The organism is Pseudomonas sp. PDM27 (assembly GCF_019219205.1).
GTDB classification, from domain to species: Bacteria; Pseudomonadota; Gammaproteobacteria; order Pseudomonadales; family Pseudomonadaceae; genus Aquipseudomonas; species Aquipseudomonas laurylsulfatiphila.
Map to the genome: position 1 here is coordinate 83,477 of NZ_JAHUWF010000018.1, position 12,373 is coordinate 95,849.

12 protein-coding genes are annotated in these 12,373 nt (G+C 63.0%); 4 read left to right on the forward strand and 8 right to left on the reverse strand.

Translation table 11 applies throughout. The features are described 5' to 3' along the window. Positions 1–129 precede the first annotated feature (129 nt). The gene (locus KW838_RS27880) at positions 130–918 is read right to left on the reverse strand and encodes an alpha/beta hydrolase (RefSeq protein WP_218504210.1); all 789 of its coding nucleotides are present in this window, start codon (positions 916–918) and stop codon (positions 130–132) included. Between the two features lie 129 nt (positions 919–1,047). On the opposite strand from KW838_RS27880, the gene KW838_RS27885 reads away from it, so the two are divergent. Next, positions 1,048–1,992 carry an aldo/keto reductase gene (locus KW838_RS27885; protein ID WP_173900838.1) on the forward strand — a complete coding sequence of 315 codons (945 nt, stop codon included), beginning with the start codon at positions 1,048–1,050 and terminating at the stop codon, positions 1,990–1,992. A 109-nt stretch (positions 1,993–2,101) separates the two neighbouring features. Next, entirely contained in the window at positions 2,102–2,755 is a 654-nt protein-coding gene (locus tag KW838_RS27890) for a peroxiredoxin (RefSeq protein ID WP_007975239.1), read from the forward strand. 140 nt (positions 2,756–2,895) lie between these two features. Here the strand turns inward: KW838_RS27890 and yghX are convergent, their stop codons facing one another. The 6 genes from yghX to KW838_RS27920 form a co-directional block, all read right to left on the reverse strand. Continuing rightward, positions 2,896–3,783: a YghX family hydrolase gene (yghX, locus tag KW838_RS27895; RefSeq protein WP_218504211.1), complete on the reverse strand. Its 888-nt coding sequence runs from the start codon at positions 3,781–3,783 to the stop codon at positions 2,896–2,898. Positions 3,784–3,933: 150 nt separating this feature from the next. Beyond that, positions 3,934–4,335, reverse strand: a complete 402-nt coding sequence (locus KW838_RS27900; RefSeq protein ID WP_218504212.1) for a heme-binding protein — start codon at positions 4,333–4,335, stop codon at positions 3,934–3,936. Between the two features lie 19 nt (positions 4,336–4,354). Then, a complete protein-coding gene (glcF, locus tag KW838_RS27905) occupies positions 4,355–5,572 on the reverse strand; it encodes a glycolate oxidase subunit GlcF (RefSeq protein ID WP_218504213.1) in 1,218 nt (405 codons plus the stop codon). A 3-nt stretch (positions 5,573–5,575) separates the two neighbouring features. After that, a complete protein-coding gene (glcE, locus tag KW838_RS27910; RefSeq protein ID WP_218504214.1) occupies positions 5,576–6,640 on the reverse strand; it encodes a glycolate oxidase subunit GlcE in 1,065 nt (354 codons plus the stop codon). Continuing rightward, on the reverse strand, positions 6,640–8,139 hold the full coding sequence (glcD, locus tag KW838_RS27915; RefSeq protein ID WP_218504215.1) for a glycolate oxidase subunit GlcD: 1,500 nt from the start codon (positions 8,137–8,139) through the stop codon (positions 6,640–6,642). The genes glcE and glcD overlap by 1 nt, the downstream gene beginning before the upstream one ends. Before the next feature lie 243 nt (positions 8,140–8,382). After that, a complete protein-coding gene (locus tag KW838_RS27920) occupies positions 8,383–10,146 on the reverse strand; it encodes an L-lactate permease (RefSeq protein ID WP_218504216.1) in 1,764 nt (587 codons plus the stop codon). 180 nt (positions 10,147–10,326) lie between these two features. Here KW838_RS27920 and KW838_RS27925 point away from each other — a divergent pair, with 180 nt between their 5' ends. Next, positions 10,327–10,563 carry a hypothetical protein gene (locus KW838_RS27925; protein ID WP_007975246.1) on the forward strand — a complete coding sequence of 79 codons (237 nt, stop codon included), beginning with the start codon at positions 10,327–10,329 and terminating at the stop codon, positions 10,561–10,563. 38 nt (positions 10,564–10,601) lie between these two features. Here KW838_RS27925 and KW838_RS27930 read toward each other — a convergent pair whose 3' ends face one another. Next, positions 10,602–10,862, reverse strand: a complete 261-nt coding sequence (locus tag KW838_RS27930) for a hypothetical protein (RefSeq protein WP_218504217.1) — start codon at positions 10,860–10,862, stop codon at positions 10,602–10,604. 433 nt (positions 10,863–11,295) lie between these two features. Here KW838_RS27930 and KW838_RS27935 point away from each other — a divergent pair, with 433 nt between their 5' ends. After that, positions 11,296–12,360: a hypothetical protein gene (locus KW838_RS27935; RefSeq protein ID WP_218504218.1), complete on the forward strand. Its 1,065-nt coding sequence runs from the start codon at positions 11,296–11,298 to the stop codon at positions 12,358–12,360. The last annotated feature ends 13 nt before the right edge of the window (positions 12,361–12,373 follow it).

Consider the following 12,373-nt stretch of genomic DNA (forward strand, 5'->3'; position numbering starts at 1 on the left):
GCTGTGGCGAGGGAGCTTGCTCCCGCTGGACTGCGTAGCAGTCCTGTTTTTGGGGGTTGCTTCGCAACCCAGCGGGAGCAAGCTCCCTCGCCACAGATCACAGATCACAGGTATGTTCTACCTTGCTTGCTACAACCCATCTCCCAGCGCCTTCAAGTACTCAGGGCTTTCGCCGATCGAGTTATGCCCCGTCCCCGGTATCACCTGCAACGACGCCACGCCTTTGGCAAAGTGTGTGTACAACCGCTCGGTGCTCGAACGCGGAATCACTTCATCATGCTCGGCCGCTATCAAGACCGTCGGCACCGCGATGCGGCCGGCGTACTGCCAGGACGGGTATTTGTCCTTCAACAACCAGCGCACCGGAAACCAGCGAAACTGACGAGCGGCAAGCCCTTCGAGGCTGTTGTAGGGCGTGATCAACACCAGGCGCGCGGCCGGGCGTTCGCTGGCCAGGCGCACGGCAACCCCGGAACCCAGGCTGCGTCCGACCACCGCCACATGCGAGTGGCTGGCATACACCTGGTCGAACAAGGTCAAGGCATCGCGGGCGATGGCCTCTTCGGAAGGCGAGCCGGAACTGCCGCCAAAGCCACGGTAATGCAGCAGATACAGCGCGTAGTCAGGGAACGCCTGGGTGAACCCGGGCAAGTTGCGCGAGACGTCCTCGGCGTTGCCGCCAAAGTAGATCAGCGCATTCGGGCCTTCGTGAGGCCGGACGGAGACCAGCACCCGTGCGTCGGCGACCGGCAGGGTGAGCAGCGTCCCGGCTGTGCCGACGGCGCGCGGTTGCGGGTAATAGATCAGCGACCGCTGAAACACGAACAGCGTCACGCACAGCGTCAGGTACAACGCAGCGACGATGACGACGAGTAACACCAGGGTGCGCGACATTCGACTAACGTTAGTGGGCGGCATTGACGGCTCGGGGTTTGAAAGTGGCTGGCGCCGCAGGGCCTTGTGAGTGTAGTCAATCGACCCTGGGCGCGGGTTATCCGCCGTGTCGGTGCCACAGGCCGAACCCGAACGACTGGTGAGAAGCGTTTTATGAGCCATCCTGAGGGTTACACCCGTAGAGAAATACTCACGCTGGCTGCCGGTGCTTCGGCGGTCTTCACGTTCGGTCCGGCGGGTGCGCAACCCGCGCCGTCGACGGGAACAGGAGGCAAGACCATGCAGACTCGCGCCATTCCTTCCAGCAACGAGTCCTTGCCGATCGTAGGCTTGGGCACTTACCGCGGATTCGACGTCGAGCCTTCGCAACCGGCCTACAAGGACTTGCCCGCGGTACTGGATGCGTTGTTCGACAAGGGTGGCAAGCTGATCGACAGCTCGCCGATGTACGGTCGCGCCGAACAGACCACCGGTGAACTGCTGTCGATCCATGAGCCGCGCTCGCCGGCGTTCCTGGCCACCAAGGTGTGGACCCGCGGGCGCGAGGAAGGCATCGCGCAGATGGAACAATCCTTCGCCCTGTTGCAGACCGACCGGATCGACCTGATGCAGATCCACAACCTGCTGGACTGGCAGACGCACTTGCCGACTCTGCGCCACTGGAAAGAACAGGGGCGCATCCGCTACATCGGCATCACCCATTACACGGCGTCGGCCTACGACGAAGTGGAAGCGGTGCTCAAGGCCGAGCCGCTGGATTTCCTGCAGATCAACTACGCCCTGGATGATCGCGGCGCCGAGAAACGCTTGCTGCCGTTGTGCCGTGAACGGGGCGTGGCGGTGATCTGCAATCGGCCGTTCGGCGGTGGTGGCCTGCTGGCCAGACTGAAAGACAAACCGCTGCCAGGCTGGGCGGCGCAAGTCGGGGTCAAGAGCTGGCCGCAACTGGCACTGAAGTTCCTGTTGTCGCATTCGGCGGTGACCTGCGTGATTCCGGGCACCGGCAACCCGCGCTACATGGCGGAAAATGCCCGGGCCGGTTTCGGCCCGATGCTGACCGATGCCCAGCGTCAGCAGCTGATTGCGCTGGTGGACTAGCGCAGCCGGCGAGTTGCGCAACCTCTCCTATACTGTCCGCGTCCATGCCGTTGAAAGCGCATTCGTTGCCCTGACGGCGTCCCTGTCCATCACTGCAAGGAGATCGAACATGGCTATCCGCATTGGCGACGAAGCACCGGATTTCACCGCCGAAACCACCGAAGGCACGCTCAATTTTCACCAATGGATCGGCGATGGGTGGGCCATCCTGTTTTCCCACCCCAAGGATTTCACCCCGGTGTGCACCACTGAACTGGGCTACCTGGCCAAACTCAAGCCCGAATTCGACAAGCGCAACACCAAGGTCATCGGCCTCAGCGTCGACCCGGTCAGCGACCACAACCGTTGGGTCGGCGACATCGCCGAGACTCAGGGCTGCGCGGTCAACTATCCGCTGATCGGCGATGAAAACCTGGTGGTGGCCAAGCTTTACGACATGATCCACCCCAATGCCAGCGGCGGTGCGCGCACGGCGGTGGACAACGCCACGGTGCGTTCGGTGTTCATCGTCGGCCCGGACAAGAAGGTCAAGGCCATGCTGATCTACCCGATGAGCGCCGGGCGCAATTTCGATGAAGTGCTGCGTCTGCTCGACTCCCTGCAACTGAATGCCAGGCATACCGTTGCCACGCCGGTGAACTGGCGGCCGGGTGAGGATGTGATCATCCCGACTTCGGTGTCTGATGAAGATGCGAAGAAGAAATACCCGGATGGCTTCAAGACACTGAAGCCGTATTTGCGGACGGTGGCTCAGCCGAAGTAACCGCGGCAGCCCTGAAACCGCCTTCGCGAGCAGGCTCGCTCCCACAGGGATCTCCGGTGAACACAAGATCTGTGTACGACAGAGATCCCCTGTGGGAGCGAGCCTGCTCGCGAAGAGGCCGGCCCTGCTGGCCGAGTACTTCAAACCAGATACTTTCTAAACCACCCCAACGTCCGCTCCCACGCCAGCTTCGCCGCCGCCTCGTCATAACGCGGCGTCGAGTCGTTGTGGAAACCATGATTGGCGCCGGGATAAATGTAGGCCTCATAGGTCTTGCCCCCGGCCTTCAACGCTTTCTCATAGGCCGGCCAGCCCTCGTTGATCCGCGTATCCAGTTCGCCGTAGTGCAGCATCACCGGTGCCTTGATCCGGGGCACTTCCTCAGCCGTAGGCTGACGACCATAAAACGACACGGCGGCGCCCAGTTCCGGATAGGCCACGGCGGCGGCGTTGGTCACGCCACCGCCGTAGCAGAACCCGGTGATGCCGACTTTTCCGGTGGCGGCAGGGTGTTTCATCATCCACTCGACGGCGGCGAAAAAGTCGTTCATCAGCTTTTCCGGGTCGACCGTGGCCTGAAGCTCGCGGCCCTTGTCGTCATTACCGGGATAACCGCCGACCGAGGTCAGGCCGTCCGGGGCCAGGGCGATGAAACCGGCCTTGGCCACACGCCGGGCCACGTCTTCGATGTACGGGTTGAGCCCGCGGTTTTCATGCACGACCACCACCGCTGGCACCTTGCCGGTGGCCTTGGCCGGGCGCACCAGATAAGCCCGTACCTGGCCGTTGCCCTTGGGCGAAGGGTAGGTGACGTACTCGGCAATGATGTCCGGGTCGGTGAACTCGACTTGCTCGGCCAGCGCGTAGTTGGGGCTTAGCGCGGCGAGCAGGGCACCGGCGGTCATGCTGCCGAAGGTGAACAACGCTGCGCGGTCGAGAAACTCCCGGCGATTGATCTTGCCGTGGGCGTAGTAGTCGTATAACTCAAGCAGTTGCGGGGAAAAGTCTTTGGCTGTCAGACGGGTCATCGGTGCAACTCCTCTCGACTGGTTGAACACGAAACCTGTGGGAGCGAGCCTGCTCGCGAAGACGGCGTCAGGTTCAGTATCCAGGTGTCTGACACACTGCTTTCGCGAGCAGGCTCGCTCCCACAGGGGTTAAAGGGTGAGGCTAAAATCTCATTTCACGCACTGCGCCCCGGCCTTCGCCACCTGCGCATCCTGCTCAGGCTTGACGCCCGAAACCCCGACAGCCCCAATCACCTGGCCATCGAAAACAATCGGCACGCCACCCTCGAGCGAAGTCAGCAGTGGTGCTGACAGAAAAGCGTAGCGCCCACCGTTGACCATGTCCTCATAGCTTTTCGATTCACGCCGCCCGAGGGCTGAGGTGCGGGCTTTTTCGGTGGCGATATACGCACTGCCCGGTGCGCAACCGTCGAGGCGTTCGAGGGCCAGCGGGTGGCCGCCGTCATCGACCACCACTATGGTCACGGCCCATTGATTGGCCTGTGCTTCGGCACGGGCGGCTTTGATGATCTGCTGGACTTCGGTCTGGCTCAGCACGGCTTTGCGGTTCATGGGCATCTCCGGGATTCGGTTAAGGCAGGGCGGCTTCGACCAGTTCGATCCAGTGCCGCACCGGGGTCCGGCCCGCGCCGTCGAGGTGCGACTGGCAGCCGATGTTGGCCGTGACGATGACCTCGGGATGGCCGCTTTCCAGGGCATTGAGCTTGTTGTCGCGCAGTTGTCGCGACAGTTCGGGCTGGGTCAGCGAATAGGTGCCCGCCGAGCCGCAGCACAGGTGCCCGTCGGGCACGGACGTCAGGTTGAAACCGAGTCCGCTCAGCAGCGCTTCCACGGCGCCGCCGAGTTTCTGCCCGTGCTGCAAGGTGCAGGGGCAATGGAAGGCCACGCGCTGCGAGGCGTGGATCCCGAGCTTTTCCAGCGGTTCGTCGCGCAACACCTCCACCAGGTCCCGAGCCAGTTCGCTGACCTTTTTCGCCTTGTCGGCATAGGTCGGGTCGCTGGCGAGCAGATGGCCGTAGTCCTTGATGAAGGCGCCGCAACCGCTGGCGGTCTGCACAATCGCCTCGGCGCCTTTTTCGATGCCCGGCCACCACGCGTCGATGTTGCGCCGGGCACGGTCGAGGCCGGCGGCCTGGGCGTCCAGGTGGTAGTCCACGGCACCGCAGCACCCGGCTTCGCGGGTCGCGATGACACTGATCCCCAACCGGTCCAGCACCCGCGCCGCCGCGGCATTGGTGTTGGGTGACAGGCCGGGCTGCACGCAACCTTCGAGCATCAGCACCTGACGCTCGCGCAGGGTCATGGGCCGCGGCTTGGCCGGCGGTGCATGGCGCGGCAATTTGCTTTGCAGGGTATCGGGCAGCAGTGCGCGGAACACCTGGCCGCCATTGACCAGGCTTTTAAACAAATCCGGATGCGGCACGGTCTGCCGCAACCCCTCGCGCAACAGGCGCTGTCCGAGCGGGCGCGGCACCGCCGCATCGACCACCGCGCGACCGATGTCCAGCAGGTTGTGGTAGTCGACGCCCGATGGGCAGGTGGTTTCGCAGTTGCGGCACGATAGGCAGCGATCCAGGTGTTGCTGGGTCTTTTGCGTGACGTCGTTGCCTTCCAGCACTTGCTTGATCAGGTAGATGCGGCCCCGCGGTCCGTCCAGTTCATCGCTGAGCAATTGATAGGTCGGGCAGGTGGCATTGCAGAAGCCGCAGTGCACGCAGGTGCGCAGGATGCTTTCGGCTTCTGCGGCGCGGGGCAGATGGCGGGCGCTTTCACTCAGGGTCGTCTGCATGGTTCAAAACTCCGCGTACAGGCGTCCGGGGTTGAAGATGCCCCGTGGGTCGAGTTGTTGTTTCAGGTTGCGGTGATAGCACATCAGGGCCGGGGGCAGCGGCTGGAAAGGGGTGTCGGTCAGGCCGTGGCTGAAGCAGGTGACATGGCCGCCGACTTCGTCGACGACCTGGCGGATGAACGCCGCTTCGGCATCGGACTTCAACCAGCGCTGGGCGCCGCCCCAGTCGATCAACTGGCGCCCCGGCAGCGACAGGCGCGGTGTGTTGTGCGGCAGTGACAGGCGCCAAAGCGGCTGGTCTTCATCGAAGAAGCTCAAGCGCTGTTCGTTGAGATCTTCCCAGTACGAAGCGTCCAGCCGTTCGCCACCGAGGCGCTCGTGGGCCGCCGCCACCGAACCTTCACCGCCCTCGAGCCGCAGGTGCAGGCGTGTACCGTCGTGACAGGCTGCGCTGATCGGCAACGGTTGCTGGCCCCACTCCGCCAGGCGCAGCAAGGCGCGTTCAGGGTCCATTTCCAGGCTGATGCTCAGGACTTTCCGGGGTTTTGGCAGCACTTTGAGCGAGACTTCGGTGATCAGCCCGAGGCAGCCGTAACTGCCGGTCATCAGGCGTGACAGGTCGTAGCCGGCGACGTTTTTCATCACCTCGCCACCGAAGCGCAACAGCTTGCCGTGACCGGTGATGACCCGCGTGCCGAGGACGAAATCGCGCACCGAGCCGGACCACGGGCGCCGTGGGCCGGACAGTCCGCAGGCGATAATGCCGCCGACCGTGGCGCCGTCGCCAAAGGACGGCGGCTCGCAGGGCAGCATCTGTTGCGCGGCATCCAGCGCCTGCGCCAGCTCCGCCAGCGGCGTGCCGCAACGGGCGGTGATCACCAGTTCGGTCGGGTCGTAACTGACGATGCCCCGGTGCGCCCGGGTATCGAGAATTTCCCCGGCCGTGGTGCGGCCGAGGAAGCCTTTGCTGTTGGAACCCTGGATGCGCAACGGCGTAGCGTTTTCCAGTGCCTGATTGACCTGTTCCAGGAGCAGTTGGCTGTCATCGAAGTCTGCAGGGCCGCGCATCAGAAACGCTCCAGCTCGGGGAAGGGCAATTGACCGCGATGTATGTGCATGGCACCGAATTCGGCGCAGCGGTGCAGGGTCGGAATGTTCTTGCCGGGGTTGAGCAGGCCGCTCGGGTCGAAGGCGGCTTTGATGGCATGGAACAGGGTCAGCTCTTCGCTGTTGAACTGCGCGCACATCTGGTTGATCTTCTCGCGACCCACGCCGTGCTCACCGGTGATGCTGCCGCCGACCTTCACGCACAGCTCCAGAATCTTGCCGCCCAGGTTTTCTGCGCGCTCCAGTTCGCCGGGTTGATTGGCGTCGAACAGGATCAACGGATGCATGTTGCCGTCGCCGGCGTGGAATACGTTGGCCACCCGCAGGCCGTATTCGTTCGAAAGTTCGGCGATGGCGTGCAGCACACCGGGCAGTTCGCGACGGGGGATGGTGCCGTCCATGCAGTAGTAATCCGGCGAGAGGCGGCCCACTGCCGGGAAGGCGTTCTTGCGCCCGGCCCAGAAGCGCACGCGCTCGGCTTCGTCTTTGGCCTGGCGCACCTCGGTCGCACCGGCCTGTTGCAGTACCTGGCGCACCCGGTCGCAGTCATCCGAGACATCGGCTTCAACACCATCGAGTTCGCACAGCAGAATGGCCTGGGCCTCCACCGGATAACCGGCGTGGATGAAGTCCTCGGCGGCGCGGATGGCCAGGTTGTCCATCATTTCCAGGCCACCGGGGATGATGCCGGCGGCAATGATGTCGCCGACGGCGCGCCCGGCTTTTTCCACGGAGTCGAACGCCGCCAGCAATACCTTGGCGGTCTGCGGTTTGGGCAGCAGCTTGACCGTGACCTCGGTGATCACCCCGAGCAGGCCTTCGGAGCCGGTGAACAGTGCCAGTAGATCGAAACCGGGGGCGTCGAGGGCGTTGGAGCCCAGGCTCAAATGCTCGCCGTCGACCGTGAGGATGTCGACCTTGAGCACGTTGTGCACGGTCAGACCGTACTTCAGGCAATGCACGCCACCGGCATTTTCCGCGACGTTGCCACCGATCGAACAGGCAATTTGCGAGGACGGATCCGGCGCGTAATACAGGCCGAACGGTGCCGCCGCCTGGGAAATCGCCAGATTGCGCACACCCGGCTGAACCCGTGCGGTACGGGCGGCGGGGTCGATGCCCAGGATGTTGTTGAAACGCGCCATCACCAGCAGCACGCCTTTCTCCAGGGGCAGCGCACCGCCGGACAAACCGGTGCCGGCGCCACGGGCGACGACCGGGACGTGCAGCTCATGACAGACCCGCAGCACCCCTTGCACTTCGTCGATGTGCCGGGGCAGCACCACCAGCATCGGCGTGGTGCGATAGGCCGACAGTCCGTCGCATTCGTAGGGCTTGAGTTCCTCCTGCTGATGCAGGATTTCCAGGCCTGGCAAGCGGCTCTGCAGGGCCTGCAACAGGGCCTGTCTGTCGACGTGGGGCAAGGCGCCGTCAACGCGTTCATCGTAGAGAATGTTCATGGGATCACGATTCTCGCTGGAGACCTGCGACCTTCATCATTGGCCTGATACGGCCGGCTGTCCATGGGATGTTTGTCCGCACGACGGACCATTCATTCAATAAAAACCACCGTCCCCTGTGGGAGCGAGCTTGCTCGCGATGACGGTGGCACAGTCGACATCTCTGTTGAACGTGACACCGCTATCGCGAGCAAGCTCGCTCCCACAGGTATGCGGCTTAAGCATAATCAAGTAGCGTTCGATTCAATGCCCGCCCACCACCATATGGCTGAACGGCGCAACATAGGCCTGCAAGGTCACCAGCCCGCCGACCAGAATTGCCAGCACAATCGAGTGGAAGAACACGTAGCGCAGGATTTCCCCTTCATGGCCGTACCAGCGGGTGGCGGTGGAGGCGACCACGATCGACTGGGCGTCGACCATCTTGCCCATGACCCCGCCGGAACTGTTGGCGGCGGCCATCAACACCGGGCTGATGCCCAGTTGCTCGGACGTCACCCGTTGCAGGCCGCCGAACAGCACGTTGGACGCGGTGTCCGAGCCGGTCAGCGCCACGCCGAGCCAGCCGAGCAGGGTGCCGAACATCGGGTAGAAAATGCCCGTCGCGGCGAAAGCCAGGCCCATGGTCGCATCCAGGCCGGAGTAGCGTGTGAGGAAGCCCAGGGCGAGCATCGCCGCAATGGTGATCAACGAGTAACGCACCACCCACAACGTGCGCAGGTACTGGTGAATCAGTTGTGGGATCGAGTAACCCATCAACAAGCCGCCGACGATTGCCGCCAGCAGAATGCCGCTGCCGGTGGCGGTGAACCAGGTGAACTTGTACACCGCCTCCTCGGTTTTCGGCGCGGCCACCACGGGCGGGACTTTCTCGACCTGCAAGTGCAGGGTGGTGAAGGTCACGACCGGCGCAAACAGCGGGTTGGCCTCGCGCATCGGCTTGCCCTGCGGATCGAGCTTGGCGGCACTGGTTTGCGGGTCGATGGCAGGGCGGGTGTCGAAGGTGTTCTTGAAGCCCTGGGTACCCCAGATGAACACGAAGACCGTGAGGATGATCCACGGCATCCAGGCTCGCATCACCGCCGGTTTCGCCTCGTTGGCAAAGGTTGCAGTGGGTACGGGCTTTTCGTCGTGCTCGGCGTCGATCTTCGAGTTGTCGACCCGGCCGGACAGGGCGGCAGAGGTGTGCACGGTGGCCGGTTTCCAGACCTTGAGGAAACCGGTCAGGCAGGCCATGGAAATCAGCGCGGCGATCACATCCACCAGCATGGGTCCGTGATAGTTCGAGACGAGGAACTGCGGAATGGCAAAACTGACCCCGGCCACCAGGATCGCCGGCCAGATCTCCAGCATCTTGCGCCAGCCGGCAAAGGCCCAGATCAGCCAGAACGGCACCAGCACCGAGAAGAAGGGTAATTGCCGACCGACCATCATCGACAGCTCCATCTCATCCAGCCCGGTGACTTTGGCCAGGGTGATGATCGGCGTACCGAGGGCACCGAATGCCACCGGCGCGGTGTTGGCGATCAGCGCCAGTCCCGAGGCGGCAAGCGGCGAAAAGCCGAGCCCGATGAGAATCGCCCCGGTCACTGCCACCGGCGTACCGAAGCCGGCCGCGCCTTCGAAAAACGCACCGAAGCAGAAGGCGATCAGGAGCAATTGCAGGCGCCGGTCATCGGTGATGCGCGCCAGGGAGTCTTGCAGCACCTTGAACGAACCGTTCTCGGTGGTCAGGCGGTGCAGGAAGATGATGTTCAACACGATCCAGCCAATCGGCAGCAAACCGTTGGCTGCACCGAACAGCGCCGCGGAACCGGCCATGTTCGCCGGCATGCCGAAGGCGAAGATCGCGATCAGCAAGGCCGAGGCCAGGGCGAGCAGCGCCGCCAGGTGCGCCTTGATATGGAAAAACGCGAGGGACGCCAGCATCACCACCACCGGCACAGCCGCCATGAGCGTTGAAAGCACCGGATTACCGAACGGATCGTAGACTTGCTGCCAGACCATGTTCCACCTCTGCTTTTTATTGTTGGACGTGCAGATCCCCTGGGGGGAGGTGGCCTTGAGTATAGGTGGCATTGCGCCGCTGTCAGGCCAGGCCCTCCGGTCCAGCGGGGCGGCGCAGTTCCAGGGCCTGAGCTAGCATGGCCAGTAGGGTTTGAATCCAGTCAGGGGAGGAATGCAGTCATGACCGAACGCCACATTGAGCACAAGGAGACGCTATCGAACGGATGCAAAATCAAAGTCACCGCCGAGATATTGAAAGACGGTTCGTTGGGCATGTTTATCGGTGTCTACAAGCCGGACGGCTCGGTCATCGACGAAAACCACGACCCACGGCCGCACATGCTGGACATGGAGGCGGCGATGGATTGGGGAATCGATATTGCGAGGGGCACTGGCAATAGCCAGCGTACGTTGTGAGCGGTTCGCGTCCGTGCCTGGCTGACCGGTGGTCGCCGTCAGAATCCGAAGGCGCGGGCCGAGCCTTTTGCCAGCTCGACATCCAGCAAATGCTCGGCCAGCACGTCATTCAAAAAGCGGAACTGATCATTGAGCCCGACCACTTCATTGCTGAAGTGATGATCGGCTGAGGGGATCAGCAACGCTTCGAACTTCTCGTCGAACAGCAGAGTCAACTCTTTACGTGACTCGAATTTCTGCGCGTAGAAATTGTTGCCGAACAGCGGAAAACGCACGGCGAGGGAGACAGTGTGCATCATGATGTTTGCTCCTCGCTCAGGACGTACCAGGCAAACACACTCAATGTGAACGCCGTCAGGGCCAGGCAGGTCAGCAGATGGATCAGCATGAGGTTTCCCTCCGATTCGGGGTTTCGTGTTGGCTTGGGATCGATCCTACGCTGACGGCGTGCAAGCGGAAGGCAATCGCGGCGATGGTGAATATCGACGCCAGTGATGGTGGTTTTTGTGCTGTCTGCTCTGGCCCCTTCGCGAGCAAGCCCGCTCCCACAATGTTTTGTGCTTGCCACATGATCCGGGCAAGACACGCAACCTGTGGGAGCGGGCTTGCCCGCGAAGAGGGCCTCAAAAGTGCCGCCGACCGTCGGCCAGGCACATGCCGCAACCTATACTTGAATCATGGTTTTCGAGTGCTGGACATCCCGCCCGGTGCACACTTCAGGAAGCCGCCATCTTGAACCTGCGTTCGCTGATCATTGCCGTGCTGGTGGTGCTGGCAGGGTGCGCCACGCCGCCCCGTGCGCCGGTGGAAGTGGCGCCGGTCATCGTTCCCGCCAGCACCTGGCAACAGGTGGACCGGGAGATCGTCGCCGCGTCGCAGTCGGCCACCGAGCAGACCCGAATCTACGCCCGTGGCGCCATGGAATACTGGCGCACGCGGGTCTATGAACTGACCGAAGAGAATTTCATTCCGTGGTTCAGCAGCTACTGGACCCAGGAATGGTTGTCGATGAAGGTCAGCTGGTACACCATCAGCGCCAAGGGTGAGCAGGATGCCTCGGCCAAGCGCTTGGCGGCGTACTTGCTCGAGGCCTACCAGGAGAAGGTCCTGGCCCCGGTGGCGGCGGAAATCGATCCCGATGCGATTCTTGGCCTGGCAGCGGCATTCTACGTCGACATCCTCAAGGAAGAGCTGCAGAAAATCTCCACCCGCCACGGCGTGCCGATGGCCCAGCTCAACGGGCGCATCCAGAAAATCCCGGCTATTGCCCTCGGGCCGCCGCCGGCGCGGGACGCCTCGTTGTACCAGATCGTGCACACGGAATCGTTGAACACATTGCCGGCTTATGCTGCGTTGCTCGACAAAATCCATAAGGCCGGCGGTGACCGGGGCGTGGGTTCGACCGACACCGCGATGGCGCCGGTGGCCAAGCGCGCCAGCCAGCGCATGGAAGCCGAGATGGCCCCGCGCGGGGCCGCCAGTGCCGTGGCCGCCGCGGCCGGGAGACTCGCCGGCGGCTTGATTACCGTCGGTGTGGCCGCCATTCGCGCGATCATTCAGGCCAATGACAGGCCGGACAGCGAAGCGCTGATCCGCAGCAGTCTGGGCAATACCTTCGACAAGGCCTGGATCAAGCTGGTGCAGAACCCGACCACCGGCGTCATGGCTGGCACGCTTTACATGGCGGGACAGATCGAAGGGAATCTGGGCGGCGGCGCACCACCGCCGGTCGGTTTGAGTGCCGGCACTGTCGATTGGACGCCGGCGCAACCGACTACCCAGCAGAACACCCCATGACCCAAGGAGAAGC